Origin of the sequence: Oceanisphaera pacifica, assembly GCF_017498065.1 — a bacterium.
Lineage (GTDB): Bacteria > Pseudomonadota > Gammaproteobacteria > Enterobacterales > Aeromonadaceae > Oceanimonas > Oceanimonas pacifica.
The window spans coordinates 206,204-226,032 of the sequence record NZ_JAGDFX010000004.1 but is presented as its reverse complement, the minus strand read 5'-3'; the positions used below and the strand labels follow the sequence as shown (position 1 = coordinate 226,032).

Genomic DNA, 19,829 nt, shown 5'->3' with positions numbered 1-19,829 from the left:
GCCAGCAAAATACCACCACTCGACTGTGGGCTAGAACAGGCACACGTCCCCGAGTAGTCCGTCAGCAGCAGTTTGAATATGCCTATCTCTTCGGCTCCGTCTGTCCAGGCAGAGGAATAGGCCAAGCCATTGTGGTTCCATGGACGAACAAAGAAGCCATGCGGCTCCATCTACAACAGATCGCTGACATTACTGAGCCAGACCGGCATGCGGTAGTGATAATGGATGGTGCAGGCTGGCATACCGATGACATTGCAGCCGAATTTGAGAATGTCAGTATCATTAAATTGCCACCGTATTCACCTGAATTAAACGCGATAGAACAAGTGTGGAGTTGGATGCGTCAGCACTGTCTTGCCAATCGCGTTTTTAAAAATTATGAAGACATCATGAGCAGCGTCTGCGAGGCCTGGAACACCTTTATTGAAAGTGCCGAACGCGTGACACAAATGTGCTCCAGAGAGTGGATAAATCTGACCAGTTAATTTTACAGAATGGTATCACAGGCAGAGGTTAAGCCTAACTACATGAAAAACAGACAACTTGTTCAATCTAATTTATTGGTTATCTGTAAATTTTAAAAGCGAAGCTTGTGAATCAATACTGTAAACTAACCAATTTGAGTACTGTTTGTGATGATATCTAAATTAATTAATCCCTTTATTCTGGCCTGCAGCCTCTTGCTGGGCACGGCTATTAGTCATGCTTATGCTGCGGATGTACCGGTGAAACAGCCCAGTGTTGAGCAAAGCTTGGCCGCTGGCAGTGCACTTTTGGTGGACTTAGAAACCAATGAGGTGCTGTATGCTGATAATGCAGATTTTGTTGCGCCCGTTGCTTCGATTACTAAGTTGCTCACGGCTATGGTGGTGTTAGACGCAGAGCAATCTCTTAAAGAGCAGTTAGCGATTGTGATCAGTGATAATGCAGATATGGATGGCGTGTTTTCTCGGGTGCGTTTGGGCAGTACCTTAAGCCGTCATGATCTATTGCTGATCACCTTAATGGCATCCGAAAACAGAGCGGCGACCAGTTTGGCACACCATTATCAGGGGGGCTATCAGGCGTTTATTAAAGCGATGAATGAAAAAGCCCAAGCTTTGGGCATGCTAGACAGTGCTTTTATTGAGCCAACGGGACTGTCTGAACATAATGTGTCTAGCGCGCAAGACTTGGTATTATTGCTGAGTGCGGCTAACGATTATCCGCTTATCCGCAAGTTTAGCACCCTAGGCAAGCAGACTATGGTGTTTAGCAAGCCTCGTTATAGCCTGAACTTTCGCAATACCAATTATTTAGTGCGTAAGGATAATTGGCAGATTGAGCTCAGTAAAACCGGATTTACCAATAAAGCGGGGCATTGTTTGGTGATGGTCACCGAAATGAATGCGCGCCCGGTGGCATTTGTGGTGTTGGATGCCTTTGGTAAGTATACCCATATTGCCGATGCCAATCGGTTAAAGAAGTGGTTAGAAACAGGGGCGATAACGCCGGTGCCGGTTGCGGCGCTGAATTATAAAAAAGCCAAACAGCAAGAGCGTAAAGAGCAGGCTTCATTGCTCAGCCAGCAATAAGGTGTGGCGGATATTTTATTGTTAAATTAGAAATGTTTATTAGGCGCCGTATAACAGCGCCTAATAATAAGTGTTAGGGGCTAAGCCCTTAAGCCACTGGCGCGTGTTACTCGGCTATGTAGTGCTTGCTGTAACACGGCGTCTTTGCTGTGTATTAAGGTGAATTTTTCTTTAGAGCGAGTAATGCCGGTATAAATTAACTCTTTCGTTAATACCGGATTGCCATAGTCGGGCAAGACGAGGGCGGTGTGAGTAAACTCTGAGCCTTGAGACTTGTGTACTGTCATGGCAAACACGGTTTCTACCCCTTGTAGCCGGCTGGGTAGCACCCAGCGAATGCCTTGTTCGCCATCAGGAAAGGCCACTCTTAAGCCAACGTCTGGCCAGTATAAACAAATACCAATATCGCCATTCATTAACTTTAAGCTGTAGTCGTTGCGCGTCACTAATAAAGGGCGACCGGCATACCAGATGGCGTCGCCTTGAGGAAGTAAGTTTTTCTGTTGCAATGCCTTGGCAATTTCTTGATTTAAGTTATCAATGCCTACCGTGCCTTGGCGCACGGCGCTAAGCAGTTGAAATTGATTATGTTCGGCAAATACCTCCAGTGCCCACGCGTTTAAGGCGCCTAGGTTGGCATCGGGATCCTTGGTGAGTTGAGGAGGCTGTTTGGCCTTAGTTAAATAAGCCTGATAACCGCTCACCGCCAGTCGTGTTAGGGGAGTGAGATCCATAAAAAACTGATTATTGGCCGCCGACAGCGTTAGGCTATTTAAGCTTTGAGGTGCTTGTTTTACCGTATTGTTGAGGGATGAAGGCGTTGCTTGTCCGGAGTTAACTAAGGTGGCCAGCTGGCCGATGCCAGGATGAGCACTAAAACGATAACTGTGGCGTAGCATACAGGTGGCCTGTTGTAAGGCGCTGCCTTGAGGGTCAATAAACGACTCGGCGATATCTTCGTTGCTCAGCTGTTTTATCCAAGCTTGGGTCTTGGGGGTATAGTGAGCGGCATCGGCGGTTTGGCATAAGTCGCCTAAAATAGAGCCGGCTTCTACTGAGGCTAATTGATCTTTATCGCCCAATAAAATGAGTCGGGCGTGCTCGGGAAGTGCATCGACTAAATTGGCCATCATTTCTACGTCCATCATGGAAGCCTCATCCACCACTACCAGATCGGTGATTAAGGGGTTGCTGGCATGATGACGAAAATGACGAGTGTTGGGTAAACTGCCTAGCAGGCGATGCAAAGTGGTCACCTCAGTGGGAATATGGCTGCGCACCGATTCTGCCAGCTCGTGAGGTAATGGCAGTTTGGCCACGCTGCCGGCAATGGACTCACTGAGTCTGGCCGCCGCTTTACCCGTTGGCGCGGCTAGGTGAATGTGCAAGGGTGATTCTTGATTGGTGATACGCAGGCCTTGCAGTAACGCCAATAGCTTAACCACTGTGGTGGTTTTACCGGTGCCGGGGCCTCCGGTAATGATGGAAAAATGACTGCGGGCGGCTAATAAACAGGCCACTTTTTGCCAGTCGGTGGCGCGCGCTGTGGTATTGTCAGCCGATGTGCTGGGTGCAAACAGGGCGGCCAGTAAAGTTTGGGTCGCCGCATGAGGCAGTATGACTTGCTTAGCTAAGCGCTGGCTAAGGGAGTGCTTAATGCGTTGTTCATAAAGCCAGTAGCGACGCAAATACAGTAAGGGTCGCTCGGGGCTGCCAGCTAAAACCAGTGGCGTGTTATTGTGCTCGCTGTGTGGCGAAGCGCGGTCTTTGAGTTGGTTTTCTACCACATTGCTGGCGCTTAACTCGGCCAGCCAATGCTTGATATCAAGGTGGGCCAAATGGGCGCTCAGCTCTTCGCGCGCTTGGTGCTCGCTTACCCCATCGGCCATATTATGGATTGTGGATAATAATAATGCAGGCTGAGCCAGCGCTGCTGTTAAGTCTAAGCAAACATGGCCGTGGGCGTTACGCTCACTGACTAAGGCGACTGATAATAGAAGCAACTCACTGCTATTGGGCGCTTGCTGGTCAATAAAGCGGGTAAGTGCTAAATCTAAGCTGCGTAGTGCCCCAAGTTCTACCCAGGTGGCTAGCTGACTCAGCATTGCGGGTATGGGCAATGGGGTTGAGGTTGTGGTCATAAGCTCACTCCTTTTGTGGTATGGCTAAGCTCGGGGCTGTTACTTAGCTCAGGGCTGTTTACCTGCTCAGGGCTGTGACTAAACAAAGAATCTAGGGCTTCAATTAAGGCTTTGGGCGGTTTGTCGTGAAATATGCCTTGGTTAGGGGCCTGCCAACCTCGTAAAAATACATATAAAGCGCCGCCTACATGCTGGTCGTAGTCGTAATCGGGTAAGCGAGCCGTTAGTTGTCGGTGTAGGGCCAAAATATACAGCAGATATTGCAGATCGTATCTGTGTTCGAGAATGGCTTTTTGCAGGGCATCTTGGCTGTAGTCTTGGTCGTTGGGGCCTAAGTAATTCGACTTCCAGTCAATCACATAATATTGGCCATCTTGTTCGGCCACCAAGTCAATAAAACCTTTAAGCATGCCATTTAGCTGGTTGCCTTTTGCCTGTGGCGCAGTGGCCCCTTTAACGGTGTAAGGACGCACTAAGTTATCAAGGCTAATGGCATTGACGCCATGCACTTCAATTAAAAACTCTAATTCTACGGCTATATGCTTAGGGGTTAAGTCGCTGAGCGCAAAGCCGGTACAGGACCAAGATTGCAGTAAAAAGTCTTTTAGCCAGGCACTTAACGGTGCGGCTAGCTCTTCAATATTACGCAGTTTGCAGCGACTGGCGATCAGCGCCTCTCGGCCTGCATTATCTTCTATGGCCGCGATAAAACCGGTTAAGTGTTGGGTGTCGGGCTGAGTGCCCCGCGCCACGGCGGCCCATTCTAATAAGCCATGCAAAAAGGTCCCCCACTTAGGGCCCCGAGGAAATTGATGCATAAAGTCATTGCTGGCAGCGTGCTCTTGAATGGCTGAATATAAAGGCGTTGTTAAATGCAATGCGTGGGCGTCATCGACTTTGGGCTGACTTAATTCAAGTAATTGATCTTCTTGAGCGCTGGTGGGCTCATCTGGCTGTAAGCTGTGCGCTGATACAAGCGAGGCATCTGGTGACTGTCCTGTAAATTGCAGCGCTGAATAACTGGCTATCCACCAATTATTTAAATTGCCTAATGTAGGGGCAGCAAGGGCGTCTTCTAAAGGTTGCTCGTTAAGCTTGGGCGCTACTAAGTCGTGTGCCTTGGGGGCGGAGATTAAGCAAATCGCCGGATGCTCGGCTAGCTCTTTTAGCGCTTGCCATACCGCTTCAACATCGTTAAATTTCTGGCCGCCATTCAGTACATGGCCCAGTGCGGATCGTTCTAGTTGCACGTTTTTAGTGGTGCCTAAAGGAGCGATACCTAACCAGAGTGCGTGGCTGGCGCGGGTGAGCGCTACATATAACAGGCGTAAGTCTTCGTTAATGCGCTCGCTGTTGGCGATCGTCCACGCTTTTGGGAAGCGTTTTGTATCGGAGACTTCCGTATAAATACCAGCCTCTAGTTGGTAGGGCACCTGTTTTTGCTTGCCATCAATATTTTTCCAAGTGCTAATAAACGGCAATAACACCAAGGGAAACTCTAAGCCTTTAGACTTATGAATGGTGATAATTTTAACCCGATGCGCATCACTTTCTAGGCGCAATAAAAGTTGTTGATCGTCTTCGCCTAAGTGTTCGTAGAGGTGGCGAATTAAAGCCTGTTCGCCGTCTATTTGGCTGGCAGTTTGTTGTAACCACTCGCCCAAATGCAACAAGTTAGTGAGGCTACGTTCGCCTTTGGCTTGGGCTAACAAGCGTGCGGGTAGCTGGTAATGGGCCATTAGGCGTTGCAGCATCACCAAAATACCTTGTTGGCGCCAAATGCGTTGCCAGCGGCTAAACTGCTGCATTTGTGCCTCCCACGCTAATTCATCTTCTTGCCAGTGCGCCAGTTGGTGAAGTGATAAGCCTAAGGTGTAGGTGCCTAAGGCGGCTTTTACTAATTGTTCGTCGTTAGGCTCGGCACAAGCGCGTAACCAATGTAATACATCAGCAGCTTCTGGGCTGGCTAATAAGGCTTCGCGATCCGATAAAAAGACGCTGGGAATATTGCGCTGGTTAAGCGCTTCTGTGATCAAAGTGGCTTCTTTACTGGTTCTCACTAATATCGCAATATCACCTGGGGCCAGCGCGCGTTCTATATCTTGCTCACCAAAACCGGCTTTATTGGTAGCGGCGCTGTTTAGCCATTCGCTGATCTGACTGGCCGCGACCTTGGCGGCATGTTCACGAAACACTCCCATACTCAGGGGCGTGTTTTCTTCCTCATTGCTAAAGTACCAAAGAGTCATGGGAGCGGCGGCTTTTTGATCGAGAAACAGCTGCTCATTTCGGCCTTGGGCGTCTACCGGAATAAAGGGAATGGGATTTTCTGTGGCTTCATCATTTTGATAACGAAAAGCCGCCTGAGGTTGTTGTTCGGCATGGTTAAAGAACGCATTACAGGCATCCACCACGCCTTGGGTAGAGCGAAAGTTTTTCTTTAGGGTGTAATGACGACCTGCAGTGGCGTCACGCACTTGTAAATAAGTATGAATATCCGCACCGCGAAAGCCATAGATCGACTGCTTAGGATCGCCGATCATAAAAATGCCTTGCTCATCAGGGGTGTTGGCTACCTGATAAATGCGGTCAAATATTGAAAACTGAATGGGATCCGTGTCTTGAAACTCATCGATCATGGCAACCGGAAAGTTGCGCCCTAAAGTAGCGGCTAACGACAAAGCATGCTCACCAGAATGGTTGGGATCGAGCGCTTGTTCAAGCTGTATTAAAAGATCGTCAAAGCCCATTTGTGCATCTTGGTGCATGCGCTTTTGAAACTCGGTTTTAACCCATAAGGCGGCGTCAGCTAAAATAGCGACATTTATCGGCAATTCAGGCTGTTCTGCGTTGCGCAGTGCGTTTAATTCACTTACCCGATCAAATGCAGGCCAAGGTGCTAATTGCTTGATAGCGGCTTTTTTATTAATTTTTAACGCATCGGGAGCAAAGTGGTGCAGCTTGGCAGGCTCTGGCCCTTGGCCGTTGAGCCAGGCGGCAATGTCTGCTAAGACGTCAGGAAATTGCTCGGGCTTAAAAGATGTTTTATTCAGCCCAGGTTGCAAGGCGATTAAATGCTCACGTATCTCTTGCCAGCGCTCTGCCCATGCGGCGCGCACCTCGGCCAACTTTTGTTCTACCTGAGCTTGGTGATCTGCCCATTGCTGTAAAGTGCTATCAACTAACTGGGGTTGCGCCTTGAGTGGCTGGCCTATAAAGCTAATACCTTGGCTGGTGGGTTTAATAAGGTCAGTTAATGCCGCCTCTAGTTTGCTTGGCGAGGTAAACGCATCCAGCACGGCGCTGGCCTCCCCTCGGCTGAGCCCGTAAAAATGCACGCGCCAATAGTCTTCTACTACTTCAGTTAAGCGTTCACTGCTGTCGGTAACTAACTCTCGATTAAACAAGCCTCGAGTATCAAAGGTATGCTCCACTAACATACGGTTACACCAGCTATGAATGGTGGATACACTGGCTTCGTCCATGCTTTCGGCGGCCATTTGTAAACGCCAAGCGCAACGTGGCCATTCTGGTTCGGGGTAATCTTGGCGCAGCGCGACTAACAAGGGGTCTTGGGCAAGCTCGGGCTGTTTAAAGTAATCGGCGGCATCAACTAATCGTGCGCGAATGCGATCCCGCAACTCGCCCGCAGCTAGTTCGGTAAAGGTCACCACTAAAATTTCTTTAGGAATAAGCGGGCGCTGAAAGCCACATTGATTATTGCTTTGGCCTAAAATGAGCCGCACATATAACAGTGCCAAGGTAAAGGTTTTACCTGTGCCGGCACTGGCCTCAATTAAACGGCTACCAAATAACGGAAAGGTTAATGGATCAAGCTGTGCCACCTTAGGTGTCGTTGCTGTGGTTTGCGCTGAGCTCATAATGTGGTCTCCACTAAAGGCTGATAGAGTAAACGGGCAAAGTCCATAAAACGCATATCCTGAGTGAGGCTGTGATAATCGGGCCATGTTTGTTGTAAGGGGGGGATATCGGCCAGCTCGCCACGGTTTTCATAATCTGACGTGCTGTATCCGCCTTCATAGACCTCTTGCGGCTTTGCCGAAGCCACTAGGGAGGCAAACGCCGTTTTGCAGGGCAGGGGCAGCAATTGATCCATGCCGGCTTGATAAGCCGATAACATATCTAACAACAGTGTTTGAGCTGCCTCAGATGTCATGGATGGCAAAATAATATGGGTGTTGGGGCCGAATAAATGGGTTTCTACGCCTTGGCATAATTGCGCAAATACATGGGCGGGCCACTGGCGTATTAAGTGCTCATATTTATAGCTTTGACCTGAGTGTAAGTTGCTGGCTTGCATGATCAGGCGCACGAATTTTCCCTCGCCATTATGACGAATATCTGCCAATCCATCATTAAGCGTTAACGCTCCCATGCTGAGCTGTTGTACTGCTAGGGGTAATCGCTGTGAGTAGTCGGCCAGCCCTTGTTGGTATTCAGTGAGGGGCGGCGTTAATTCATCGCTTAGTGCCGTTTGTACTAGCGCGGCAAATGGCATCATGGGCAAGCTGCCGGCGCGCTGTAAACGCGCTAAGTTCTGATTTAGGCTATCAGTAATAGCAAGCTCGGGCTGCTGGATAAGCTCTGCGGTTACGCGTTCTATCAGTTGTTGTCTTAACTTCCAACTGTCGAGGCCGCTGGTGCTGAATAGCTCGTTATCTTCAATTTCTTGATTATTATCAAACCACTGAATACCTAAACGATGCTGATAAAAGTACATGGATGGGTGACGTAAAAAACGGCTGAGATCGCGCAGTGTAATGGTAGCTTGAGGTTGCCAAGGGGCTAACTCTTTGGGAGCCGCTGGTTGTTGTGGCTGGGTATGCAAGGCGCGCCACTCTTTAGCATAGGTAAACAGGCGTGGATCACGGTCTTGTTCAAAATAGCGCTGACTAAAAGGCTGCAATGGGTGCGCTGTGGTGAGAGCACTTAATACGTCGTTTTCGGAAGACGTTGCGGCCTCGGGGGCTAATTGCCAACCGGCGTGAATGTGGTCCCTAAGTTGGTTAACGATAACCGACGGCGGGCGTTCGGTATTATCGCGAATATCTCGGCCCACCCAACTGATGACTAACCGCTGACGAGTAGAGAGCAGGGCTTCTAAAAATAAATAACGATCGTCTTCACGGCGTGAGCGATCGCCGGGGCGATAATCTAGCGCCATTAAATCGAAGTCGGCGGGGCGCACATTGCGCGGATAATCGCCATCGTTCATGCCCAGCAGCCATAGCTGCTGAAAGGGAATGGCGCGCATTGGCATTAGGGTGGCAAAGTTAATGGAGCCGCCCAAGAATTTTTGGGTGAGCGTGGGGGCATCTAGGCCATTGAGTAATTCTTCTCGCACCACCTCAATGGGCAATAATTGCTCGCTCAAGCCGCCTTCTTGCCAGCTGGTTTGCAAACTTTCTAGCTGCATCTCTAAGTTAGTGATAGCCCAGCTGTCGGCTTGGCTGGTTTCCACAAAAAAATCTGCCACTAAACGCTCGATGATCTCAAGCCAAGCGGTGGGGGTGTGCTCGGCTAGCAGTTGCTGCTGCGCCTGTTGTAAGGCATCTAATAATAAGGCGAGCGGACCTACTAATGCAGCGTCTAGACCTGCAACTTCTTCGTAAGGTTCAATGCCTTGCCAGCTGGCATGATTGCCCACCGCAAAACCTAGCAACATGCGCTGTAAACCAAATAGCCAGGTGTTTTGCTCTAAAGGAGGGAGCTGTAATTGCTGGCGCTGAGCGGCGTTGAGTCCCCAGCGAATATTGGCTCCGTGGATCCAATGGCGCAAAGTGGGTAAGTCGGCTTCATTAATACCAAAGCGCGCGCGTAATGCTGGCGTATCCAGCAGATCAGATAACTCGCTAACGGTAAAACGCGATTGAGGTAAGTGCAGCAACTTTTCAAGGGCAATTAAGAGGGTATTTTGGCCGCGCTGGCTTTGATCAGAAATATGAAATGGCAAATATCGTGGATCCCGAGGCGAGTTAGCGTCATCGTTACTGGATAAATAGCGACCAAACACTGCCTGAATATGCGGGGCATAGATATTGATATCTGGCACCATCACCAGAATATCCCGTGGATTGAGTACCTCGCCTTTTGCCTTTGCTTTGGCAAAGCTGGCTAGCAGTTGATCGTGTAAGATCTCAACTTCGCGCTGGGCGCTATGTGCCACCATAAATTGCAGGCTGTTATCTTGCTCAGGGTTAATTGTTGTGTGCTGCGCTTGACGCTCGGTGAGTGGGCATAAATTGAGAATATCGGATTGCAACTGATGTAATAGGCAGCCGTCACCGGGTTCGCTAAACAAGTCTATTTTTTGTTGATTAAAGTGTTGGCGATAGCTGTCGGGCTGATCGTGCTCATCAAGCAGGTGTAAAAAGTCGCGGCCTTGTTTACCCCAAGAAGCTAATAATGGATGACCATAGGCATGCAAATCTTCCAAGTTTAAATTGGCAGGCGTTTTACGCTCAGCAATGCGTTTATATTCTTGCTTAAGCAGCGACTTGCCTTCAATTAAATCTCCCCAGTAATGTTGGCTGGGATTAGTGGCAAACACCATTACTTGGGTAAACTGAGCGATAGCTTGTAATAACTCCAGCGTTTGGCGGGGCAAAGAGGCAATGCTAAACACTATCACGCGACGTGGTAAATCGGCGGGGCGCTGCTCTGGGCTATATTGTTGGCATTCTTTAATAAATTGCTGATGCACCAAAGCACGGCTGGCGGTCGCCCAAGGACTGTCGGTTTGCGTGGCCAGTTCACTATGAATATCTTGACTGAGTACCCGCCATAAACAGGCTTGCCAACGCTGCTCTGGGGCTAATGGTTGGCGCTGGCCGGTGGCGGTAATAATAATATCTTGATCGGCTTCCCACGCAGTTAACCAATCGGCACGGTACAACTGATATTGATCGTAGAGATCCGACAAATTGGCCGCTAATTGATAGCGCCGACGAGGGTCTTGATCGGCGGTTAAAAATCCGGCCAACGGACCTAACGCCTCGGCCTGATCGCCAAGGCTTGCTTGTAGGCTTGGCCAATCTCCCAATAAGCGATAGATGCGCCAAGTTAAGGGCGTTTTATCAAAGGGCGAGCTGGTGGGGAGCTCGGCAAACACCGACCGATAAGCTTGCCAAATAAAGCGCCCCGGCAGTTGTACATTGAGTGCCGCGGCTATGCCTTTACCTTGCGAGTTAGTGGCTAAGGCCATTTTTAGCCATTGGGCCATGCCGTTACTTTGCACCAAGATACATTCATCTTCTAATGGGCCCAAAGGGTGCTGGGCCAGCCAATGTACGGCCACTTCTCGCAAGTCTTCTAAGCGGTTGCCTTGCAATACCATAAAGCCTGGAGATAAAGGCGAAAGCATAAGAAATTCCTCATTTATAAAGGTCAAGAGCGGGATAAAGCAACGATAGCCGTCAGTAATAATTGATAAGCTAAGACAAATTTCAGACTAATAGCAGCTGCAACCGCTGGCCGATGGTGTATGTATTTGTTGTTAAGTGGCATTAAAGCCAGGCGCTATGGCCATAGACGCTAGGGTTAATAATTCATGGCGATTAGCCAGATAAAGCGGATATTCAATCGGCGATAACACCCCTTGTAAAGAAGCATCGACTCGCAAAGAACGCAGGGAAAATCCGGCTAATGCTTTGCGCGTGCTGATATTACACACGGGTTTATCAACCAAACCTAAATCCATTTTTAGCGCTGCTGGATGAGTGTGCTTAGGATGCGGCATCAACGTTAGGGTCACGTATTGCTGCCAGTCTTTATCGGGGGGCACCATAACACTAAGCTTGGTCTGCTTGGCTGATAAGACGCGACTAAAACGAAATATTCGAAAGTCGGCTTTATCTACGTCATAACCGCGAAAATACCAAGTGCCTGTGGCTTCAAAAATGGCCAAGGGATAGACGCACCGTACCTTAGACTCAGAACTGGCCGAGTAATAATGAATATCAAGCGGGGTGGCTAAGGTAAGTGCTTTGGTAATCTGACTAATAGTGGTTAGGCTTTGGGCTTGATTGAGTGCTAAGTGACTCGACAAGGTGGGCAGTGTGGATAAATCGGCTTTTTGCAGCTCACCTATAAAGCGTTCTATGGTTCCATGAGCGATCACATTAAGTGCATCTTGTGCGCTGTGGCTAAATGCGGGTACAAAATCATCGGCTGCAAAATAGGTTTTTAAACGAGCATCGTAATTGATGCTATCAGGAAACTGCTCACGATATTCAGACAAGGCCCGAGACGCGGTTGCCACACTCATTTCGCCATGCAGCATTAAATCAGCCCGACGTAAGCGACCAAAAAAGGTGAGATAAAAGTCGATTATAGTGAGGTGTTTTTCCATGTGGCTCAATGCTGCCTCTGGTGAGCTTGCTGTGTATTAATGGCCGGTTACCCCTTGGTTTAGCTAACGCCCTTAATAAAATATGCCATTACTATGACCTATTAAGTATTAAAAACCAACCAAATTAATATCAATTGTTGATTTTAACTTTTATTATTAGAATCAAATGATTTGCATCTTTAGGGTTAAACGTAAGAATGTGGCATGTGAAAACTAAGAATGCGTCAGTCATGACGTCATGAATGGCTTTTAAATGATGAAAACCATACTCTGTTATTATATTAGTTATGAATATTACTCATTGTATTGAGTGTTAAAAAGCGAGAGTTGTGATGTTAGAGCGGTTTCATCTTGAAGTATTGGCGGCAATAAAAGAGCAGGGCACCTTAACGCAGGCGGCAGAAACGCTAAACTTATCTCAGTCGGCATTAAGCCATAGCATTAAAAAGCTAGAAGGCTTACTTAAAACGCCGGTGTGGAAAAAAGAGGGGCGAAGCTTGCGCCTGACCCATGCCGGTGAGCAAATTTTAACGTTGGCCAATCGGGTGTTGCCGCAGTTTAAACACACCGAATTGTTATTATCACAAATGGCAAAAGGTGAGATGGGATCATTGCGGGTGGGCATGGAGTGCCACCCTTGTTATCAGTGGTTATTAAAAGTCATTGAGCCCTATCTTGAAAAGTGGCCCAGTGTTGATATTGACGTTAAGCAAGAGTTTCAATTTGGCGGGTTGGGGGCTTTGCATAACTATGAGATAGATATGTTGGTGACACCGGATCCCTTATATAAGCCGAATTTAATATTTATACCCGTGTTTGATTATGAGCACCGGCTGGTGGTCTCGTCATCTCACCCTTTAGCTGCGCAAGATCATGTCATGCCTGAACAACTCAGTGATGAGGTGCTATTTAGCTACCCTGTTGAGCCGGAGCGGTTAGATATTTACAGCCAGTTTTTAAACCCAGCGAAGTGCACGGTTAAGCAGCATAAGACCATAGAAACCACAGAGATTATGTTGCAGATGGTGGCGGCGGGTCGAGGGGTGAGCGCCTTGCCGGGCTGGCTGGTGGATGAGTTTGCCAGCACCATGAACATTAAAAGCCTGCGCTTTGGTGAAAGTGGCATTAATAAACAGATCTTTTTAGGCGTACGCAAGGGCGAGGAGCAAGTTAGCTATTTGCAAGATTTTGTCACTTTAGCGCAAACCATTAGGTAACCAAGGCCGCGCCCATCCCTTTGGGAAGCGGCACGTGTAACGCTGTACGCCTTATATTAAAACAGACGCTCGTTGCTTTACGTATCGTGCTTGGCGGATAACGGAACTGGCTATTGATGAGACTTACTCATGTATTGATGAAATTAAATCATTTTTGTTCATGCAATGGGCGCGATATAACATACTCATAGCTTAGCTCTAGACATCTGGACTTCTCGTTAATCAAGGTCATCAAGCCCAGAAGAGCTACAACAAATTTAGATTTAACCTTAGCCGATGGGATACCCGATACGATGAGTAACAACTTTCAATTTACGATCAGCAGCATTGCCTTTGATGAAAACTACCACCCGTCAGACAACAGCCGTGCCACCACTAACTTTGCCAACTTGGCCAGAGGGGAAAGCCGTCAAGAGAACTTGCGCAATACCCTAAGAACCATTAACAATCGGTTTAATGCCTTGGCGCAGTGGGATAACCCTAAAGGGGATCGTTATTCAGTTGAGCTAGAAATTGTATCGGTCGATATGGATGTAGAGGGCAATGGCGATGCTTTTCCGACCATAGAAATATTAAAAACCTACATTGTTGATCATAAAACCAATCAGCGTATTGAAGGCATGGTTGGCAATAACTTTTCATCTTATGTGCGCGATTACGATTTTAGTGTGTTGTTGCTAGAGCATAATAAAAACCAAGCCAATTTTAGTATCCCAGAAGGCTTTGGTGACTTGCATGGCAAGATGTTTAAATACTTTGTTGATTCAAATAGTTACAAACAAAACTTTAACAAACCACCGGTTATTTGCTTAAGTGTATCGGATAACAAAACCTATCATAAAACTGAAAATGAGCACCCTATATTAGGAGTAGAGTATCAGCCCAACGAGTCTTCTTTAACGGAACAATATTTCAAGAAAATGGGCTTAGATGTACGTTATTTTATGCCGCCTAATAGTGTTGCGCCCTTGGCTTTTTACTTTTTTGGTGACTTGTTAAACGATTACACTAACCTTGAGCTGATCAGTAACATTAGTACCATGGAAACGTTCCAGAAAATTTATCGTCCCGAAATTTATAATGCTAATGCGCCAGCAGGCCAGTGCTATAAACCAAGCATTAATAACCCAGATCACTCTTTAACAAAAATTGTTTATGACCGAGAAGAGCGCGGTAAGTTAGCGATTAAACAGGGTAAATTTACCGAAGAGTACTTTATTAAGCCCTATCTAGCGACGCTTGAGAAATGGTCAGCAAATTACGCTGTATAATTAATTTGGATTAAATGGTATTTACAATGACAAAATTATTACCCACTTCAACGGCAGGTAGCCTGCCTAAACCGTCTTGGTTAGCAGAGCCAGAGAAACTGTGGTCACCTTGGAAGTTAGAAGGCGAAGCACTGATTGCCGGCAAACAAGATGCATTGCGAGTGTCGTTGCAAGAGCAAGCGAATGCCGATATTGACATTGTGAGTGACGGTGAACAAACCCGCCAACACTTTGTTACTACCTTTATTGAGCATCTTAATGGGGTCGATTTTGAGAACCGTAAAACCGTTAAAATTCGCGATCGTTATGATGCGAGCGTGCCAACAGTTGTGGGGCCGGTGAGTCGTCAAAAGTCGGTATTTGTGGAAGATGCAAGGTTTTTACGCCAGCAAACTGACAAGCCAATTAAGTGGGCATTGCCAGGCCCCATGACCATGATTGATACCCTGTATGATGATCATTATAAAAGTCGCGAACAGCTGGCTTGGGAATTTGCCAAAATACTTAATGAAGAGGCAAAAGAGCTAGAAGCGGCAGGGGTCGACATTATTCAGTTTGATGAGCCGGCCTTTAATGTATTTTTTGATGATGTGAATGCTTGGGGTATTGCCACGCTAGAGCGTGCCATTGAAGGACTTAAGTGTGAAACCGCGGTACATATTTGCTACGGCTACGGCATTAAAGCGAATACCGATTGGAAAAAGACCTTGGGCTCGGAGTGGAGACAATACGAAGAGGCATTTCCTAAGTTACAGCAATCTAAAATTGATATTATTTCCTTAGAGTGCCACAACTCTCATGTGCCTATGGATTTATTGGAGCTGATCCGCGGTAAAAAGGTCATGGTTGGGGCGATAGATGTGGCTGATAATCGCATTGAAACGCCAGAGGAAGTCGCTGATACGCTGCGCAAAGCCTTGCAGTTTGTTGATGCGGATAAGCTTTATCCCTGCACTAACTGCGGCATGGCTCCTTTATCTCGTGAAGTGGCCAGAGGCAAGCTAAATGCACTGAGTGCGGGTGCGGCTATTATTAGAAAAGAATTATCCGCTTAAAACTTTAAAGCCTTATCAAGCATGTAAGCGCTCACTTAGTGGGCGCTTTTTTCGTTAATAAGCCAATGCTTCTTGGTAAGGAGTTTAGGGCTATTTTTGATAGTGTCCGTGGTTAATATCAGTCAGCTCAGTATTAATATCAAAAATATTGGCTTTAATATCAGTTGCGCCCATGGCCGCTACACGCTCGGTATGCATACTTGCGTAGCGCTGAGCCAGTGCTTGGGTGGTAAAAATATAGATACCTCCGGCCCGCGCGGTGTGGGTATTTTCCGTCCAAATTTTAGAAATAAAGCCCGGTTCTTCGTTAATGGAGTGCGCAAGCTGTTGTGCGCCTTGGGTTAGCGCCTCACCCATCATGTGAACGGGAAAAGTAAAGTCAATTTGCAATACAACGGCCATAAAGACGTTTCCTTTAATATTAAGCAGCAGCTAGATATGAATGGTATTTAGCCGTCTATTACACCCTATACTCGCTGTTTAAAATGGGAGCTATCTGGAAGTTTTTCAAATGAACAGGCACTATTTACCTTAACTGTTCCTTAAATGAGTCAGCATCATGACCCCAACGCTCAAAATCTCTGCCTGCTTGCTGGCGACACTGTTGCTTAGCAGCTGTGCAGCTTCACCGCCGCGTAATCCTGAAAATATTTGCGCCATTTTTAAAGAGCATAAAAGTTGGCATAAGTCGGCGAAAAAAGCCCGTGAGAAGTGGGGGGCGCCCGTGCATGTCACCATGGCGATGATGTATCAAGAAAGCAGCTTTAAACATGATGCTCAGCCGCCGATGCGCTACTTTTTATTTATCCCTTATGGCCGCGCATCAGATGCTTATGGCTATGCGCAAGCTAAAAAAATGACCTGGGCTGATTATCAGCGGGAAAGCGGTAATGGCTGGGCCAGCCGCAGTAACTTTGACGATGCCATGGACTTTATGGGCTGGTATATGAGTAAAACCAGTAAAATTAATGGCGTGTCTAAGTGGGATGCCAATGGTCAGTATTTGAATTACCACGATGGCTGGGGTGGCTATCGCCGAGGCACCCATAAGCGCAAGGGTTGGTTATTAAAAGTGGCGCGCAAAGTGGATGCTCGCGCCAAACGTTATGCTAATCAATATTGGCAGTGCAAAGATGACTTAAACAAAGGCTGGTTTTGGTAAAGCTCCGTGAAGAGTGAAGTGTAATGGGTGAAGAGGACGAGATAACTCGAGAACTAAAGAAAACACTGCGCCTTAAGCCTGTTTCCTTACCCTTTTACTCTTCACTAGCCAGAGCAGCGGCTTGCGCTAAATATTGTTGCATTTCTTTTTCTGGCACCATGCCGCCGCCAGTGGCCCATACTAAGTGATGAGCATTAGCCAGCCTCTCTGGGCTAAGCCCTAAGCGCTGTAAATAATCGTTATCTTGAATAACTCGCCATGGGCCGGGCATACCGGCTAGAGCTGAGGGCTCTAACTGAATATGCTCTTGCTCATTTAGCTGGCCTAACAAAGTGAGCATGTCATTATCACTTAGGGTGTAAAAGCCATCTAGCATAGGAGACATAGTGCGCCCCACAAAACCAGAGGCGCGGCCTACGGCTAGCCCATCGGCGGTAGTGATATTATCTAGGCCGATATCTTGTACTGATATGCGCTCGTGTAACCCACTGTAAACGCCCAATAACATGCAAGGGGAGTGGGTGGGCTCGGCAAAGATACAGTGTACCGCATCGCCAAACGCCAGCTTTAACCCAAAGGCTACACCGCCAGGGCCGCCGCCTACGCCACAGGGTAAGTAGACGAATAAGGGGTGATTGCGATCCACCTTAATTTTTTGCTGCTCTAATTGTGTTTTAAGACGAAGGCCGGCAACGGCATAACCTAAAAAGAGCTGTATTGAGTGTTCATCATCCACAAAGTGACAGTAAGGATCGCCTTTGGCCTGCTCTCGGCCTTGGGCCACGGCAACTGAGTAATCACTTTCATACTCCACCACAGTCACGCCCTGTTCGCGTAGTTTATCTTTTTTCCACTGGCGAGCATCAGCTGACATATGCACGCTGGTATTAAAACCAAGTTTAGCGCTTATCATACCAATCGATAAACCGAGGTTACCGGTAGAGCCAACAGCAATGCTATATTGACTAAAAAACGTCTTAAAGGACTCGCTGTGTAGTTTCGCGTAATCATCTGTGCGTTGCAGTAAGCCGGCTTTTAACGCCAGCTTTTCGGCATGCTGTAACACTTCATAAATACCGCCTCTGGCTTTAATGGATCCCGAAATAGGCAGCTGGTTATCCAGCTTTATCCAAAGTTGTCCCGTTAATGTTTGCTGATATTGGCGATTCAGAGTGCGCTGCATAGCAGGAATCGCCTGCAAAGGGGATTCTAATAAACCCTGGCTAGAGACTGTTTCGGGAAAGGCGGCCTGAAAGTAGTTGGCAAAACGCGCTAAGCGTCGGCTAGCTGCATCGACGTCGTCGGCGGTTAACCCGACCACAGCCAGTGCCTGCTCTGCGGGCTGGCGCTCGGGATTAAACCAGCTGACAGGTTTGAGTGCTATTAATTCATTAACTAGGGGCTTGTTAAGGCAAAGCTCACTAATGGCCTGTTTATTGTAGTGCGGATAAGTTGGTATCATGCTTAACCCCGAATGATGAGCAGATTATGCAATGAGTATATCAGGTTCTCGCGTGAAAAAAGATCATAAAAAGGGAGTAAGCTTGAGCTTACTCCCTTTTTATTTAGGTGTGACTCTGAATCACTTTGTCATATTGACTTGTTAGATTAAGACTTTGCTTGGGCTTGCTTGGCAAAGTATTCCTTGGTTAAGCGAAACACTACTGGGCTTAATAAGGCTAATGCAATCAAGTTTGGAATGGCCATCATGGCGTTAAGCGTATCTGCTAGTAGCCAGATAAATTCCAGTGATTGAGTGGCACCAATTGGCAGAGCCAGTACCCAAGCTACACGAAATGGCACTATGGCTTTTACACCAAATAAGAACTGTACACATTTCTCGCCATAGAAACTCCAACCCAAGATAGTGGTAAAAGCAAACACGGCTAACGCCAAAGATACGATGTATTCGCCTCCTGGAATCGCCATAGAAAAGGCGAGGGCGGTTAACGAGGCTCCCGTTTCACCACTGCTCCAGCTACCGGTAACCACAATAGCCAAGCCGGTAATTGAACACACCACTATGGTATCTATAAAGGTCCCTAGCATGGCTATTAAGCCTTGGCGTACCGGGTCATCAGTTTTGGCAGCAGCATGAGCAATAGGCGCACTACCCAGACCGGCCTCATTTGAGAAAACCCCTCGTGCCACACCAAAGCGAATTGCCATCCATACCGCTGCACCAGCAAAACCACCTTGGGCGGCAACCGGTGTAAAGGCGTGCTCAAAAATTAATGCTAACGCGCTGGGCAGCTCAGGGGCATTCATCCCCAATACCACTATGCCAGATACAAAATAGGCCACTGTCATTAACGGCACTAATTTACCGGCTACCTCAGAGATCCAGCGAATACCGCCAATTAACACTAAGCCGACTAACACCATTAATACTAAGCCGGTCACACCGTGCGAAAAGCCAAAAGAGGATTCTAGCGCGTCGGCCACTGAGTTGGCCTGTACTGTGTTACCAATACCAAAGCCAGCAATACCGCCAAATAGCGCAAATGCCACCCCTAGCCAAGCCCATTTTTTACTCAGGCCATTTTTGATGTAGTACATAGGCCCACCAACGTGGTTGCCTTTTTCGTCGGTTTCACGAAAGTTAACTGCACACACGGCTTCGGCATACTTAGTCGCCATGCCCACCAATGCGGTCATCCACATCCAAAACAACGCACCCGGACCACCTAAGAAGATGGCGGTGGCGACCCCTGCAATATTACCGGTACCTATGGTGGCGGCGAGCGAGGTCATCAGTGCGTTAAAAGGAGAGATTTCCCCTTTTCCTGCTTCTGCCTTACTAAATAATAATTTAAAACCTGTACCCAGTTTGCGGATAGGCATTAACCCCATACCTAGTTGTAGGTAGAGCCCTAGGCCCAAAATACCCACCAACATAGGAACTCCCCAAACTACCCCATTAATCGAGGTTAACGCATTAGTAAGCCATTCCATATGCCATACTCCTAACCAAACTAGTATTAAGTGATACGTGCTTTACGCTGTTAGCCTAGCTGACTTTATATGTAAATAACAAG

The 19,829-nt window shown here is 47.6% G+C and carries 13 protein-coding genes; 6 read left to right on the top strand and 7 right to left on the bottom strand.

From position 1 onward, the window contains the following. Positions 1-485: IS630 family transposase (locus J3U76_RS05085; RefSeq protein ID WP_208004751.1), on the top strand; the 485-nt coding region annotated here is incomplete at its 5' end. 150 nt (positions 486-635) lie between these two features. Further along, complete coding sequence (pbpG, locus tag J3U76_RS05080; RefSeq protein WP_208004765.1) at positions 636-1,574, top strand: D-alanyl-D-alanine endopeptidase; 939 nt, start codon at positions 636-638, stop codon at positions 1,572-1,574. 80 nt (positions 1,575-1,654) lie between these two features. On the opposite strand, the gene recD is transcribed toward pbpG, so the two are convergent. The 4 genes from recD to J3U76_RS05060 form a co-directional block, all read right to left on the bottom strand. Next, positions 1,655-3,715 (bottom strand): exodeoxyribonuclease V subunit alpha, encoded by a 2,061-nt coding sequence (gene recD / locus J3U76_RS05075; protein ID WP_208004750.1) that lies wholly within the window; start codon positions 3,713-3,715, stop codon positions 1,655-1,657. After that, positions 3,712-7,596: an exodeoxyribonuclease V subunit beta gene (gene recB / locus J3U76_RS05070; RefSeq protein ID WP_208004749.1), complete on the bottom strand. Its 3,885-nt coding sequence runs from the start codon at positions 7,594-7,596 to the stop codon at positions 3,712-3,714. The genes recD and recB overlap by 4 nt, the downstream gene beginning before the upstream one ends. Next, positions 7,593-11,099, bottom strand: a complete 3,507-nt coding sequence (recC, locus tag J3U76_RS05065; RefSeq protein ID WP_208004748.1) for an exodeoxyribonuclease V subunit gamma — start codon at positions 11,097-11,099, stop codon at positions 7,593-7,595. The genes recB and recC overlap by 4 nt, the downstream gene beginning before the upstream one ends. A 132-nt stretch (positions 11,100-11,231) precedes the next feature. Beyond that, a complete protein-coding gene (locus J3U76_RS05060; protein ID WP_208004747.1) occupies positions 11,232-12,086 on the bottom strand; it encodes a helix-turn-helix transcriptional regulator in 855 nt (284 codons plus the stop codon). A gap of 332 nt (positions 12,087-12,418) precedes the next feature. Here J3U76_RS05060 and J3U76_RS05055 point away from each other — a divergent pair, with 332 nt between their 5' ends. The 3 genes from J3U76_RS05055 to J3U76_RS05045 all read left to right on the top strand — a co-directional run bounded on the left by J3U76_RS05055 (position 12,419) and on the right by J3U76_RS05045 (position 15,629). Next, positions 12,419-13,303, top strand: coding sequence for a LysR family transcriptional regulator (locus J3U76_RS05055; RefSeq protein WP_208004746.1), 885 nt, complete (start codon positions 12,419-12,421; stop codon positions 13,301-13,303). A gap of 293 nt (positions 13,304-13,596) precedes the next feature. Then, on the top strand, positions 13,597-14,574 hold the full coding sequence (locus J3U76_RS05050) for a DUF1852 domain-containing protein (RefSeq protein ID WP_208004745.1): 978 nt from the start codon (positions 13,597-13,599) through the stop codon (positions 14,572-14,574). Positions 14,575-14,600: 26 nt separating this feature from the next. Then, complete coding sequence (locus J3U76_RS05045) at positions 14,601-15,629, top strand: methionine synthase (RefSeq protein ID WP_208004744.1); 1,029 nt, start codon at positions 14,601-14,603, stop codon at positions 15,627-15,629. 90 nt (positions 15,630-15,719) lie between these two features. Here the strand turns inward: J3U76_RS05045 and J3U76_RS05040 are convergent, their stop codons facing one another. After that, positions 15,720-16,031 carry a monooxygenase gene (locus J3U76_RS05040; RefSeq protein WP_208004743.1) on the bottom strand — a complete coding sequence of 104 codons (312 nt, stop codon included), beginning with the start codon at positions 16,029-16,031 and terminating at the stop codon, positions 15,720-15,722. 157 nt (positions 16,032-16,188) lie between these two features. On the opposite strand from J3U76_RS05040, the gene J3U76_RS05035 reads away from it, so the two are divergent. Continuing rightward, on the top strand, positions 16,189-16,791 hold the full coding sequence (locus tag J3U76_RS05035; RefSeq protein WP_208004742.1) for a transglycosylase SLT domain-containing protein: 603 nt from the start codon (positions 16,189-16,191) through the stop codon (positions 16,789-16,791). Positions 16,792-16,885: 94 nt separating this feature from the next. Here the strand turns inward: J3U76_RS05035 and J3U76_RS05030 are convergent, their stop codons facing one another. Then, the gene (locus tag J3U76_RS05030) at positions 16,886-18,253 is read right to left on the bottom strand and encodes a D-serine ammonia-lyase (RefSeq protein ID WP_208004741.1); all 1,368 of its coding nucleotides are present in this window, start codon (positions 18,251-18,253) and stop codon (positions 16,886-16,888) included. A 146-nt stretch (positions 18,254-18,399) separates the two neighbouring features. After that, on the bottom strand, positions 18,400-19,746 hold the full coding sequence (locus J3U76_RS05025; RefSeq protein WP_208004740.1) for an alanine/glycine:cation symporter family protein: 1,347 nt from the start codon (positions 19,744-19,746) through the stop codon (positions 18,400-18,402). Between the last annotated feature and the right edge of the window lie 83 nt (positions 19,747-19,829).

Coding starts and splice junctions, on each gene's coding strand:
- pbpG (WP_208004765.1), top strand. CDS start 636: ATGATATCTAAATTAATTAATCCCTTTATTCTGGCCTGCAGCCTCTTG.
- recD (WP_208004750.1), bottom strand. CDS start 3,715: ATGACCACAACCTCAACCCCATTGCCCATACCCGCAATGCTGAGTCAG.
- recB (WP_208004749.1), bottom strand. CDS start 7,596: ATGAGCTCAGCGCAAACCACAGCAACGACACCTAAGGTGGCACAGCTT.
- recC (WP_208004748.1), bottom strand. CDS start 11,099: ATGCTTTCGCCTTTATCTCCAGGCTTTATGGTATTGCAAGGCAACCGC.
- J3U76_RS05060 (WP_208004747.1), bottom strand. CDS start 12,086: ATGGAAAAACACCTCACTATAATCGACTTTTATCTCACCTTTTTTGGT.
- J3U76_RS05055 (WP_208004746.1), top strand. CDS start 12,419: ATGTTAGAGCGGTTTCATCTTGAAGTATTGGCGGCAATAAAAGAGCAG.
- J3U76_RS05050 (WP_208004745.1), top strand. CDS start 13,597: ATGAGTAACAACTTTCAATTTACGATCAGCAGCATTGCCTTTGATGAA.
- J3U76_RS05045 (WP_208004744.1), top strand. CDS start 14,601: ATGACAAAATTATTACCCACTTCAACGGCAGGTAGCCTGCCTAAACCG.
- J3U76_RS05040 (WP_208004743.1), bottom strand. CDS start 16,031: ATGGCCGTTGTATTGCAAATTGACTTTACTTTTCCCGTTCACATGATG.
- J3U76_RS05035 (WP_208004742.1), top strand. CDS start 16,189: ATGACCCCAACGCTCAAAATCTCTGCCTGCTTGCTGGCGACACTGTTG.
- J3U76_RS05030 (WP_208004741.1), bottom strand. CDS start 18,253: ATGATACCAACTTATCCGCACTACAATAAACAGGCCATTAGTGAGCTT.
- J3U76_RS05025 (WP_208004740.1), bottom strand. CDS start 19,746: ATGGAATGGCTTACTAATGCGTTAACCTCGATTAATGGGGTAGTTTGG.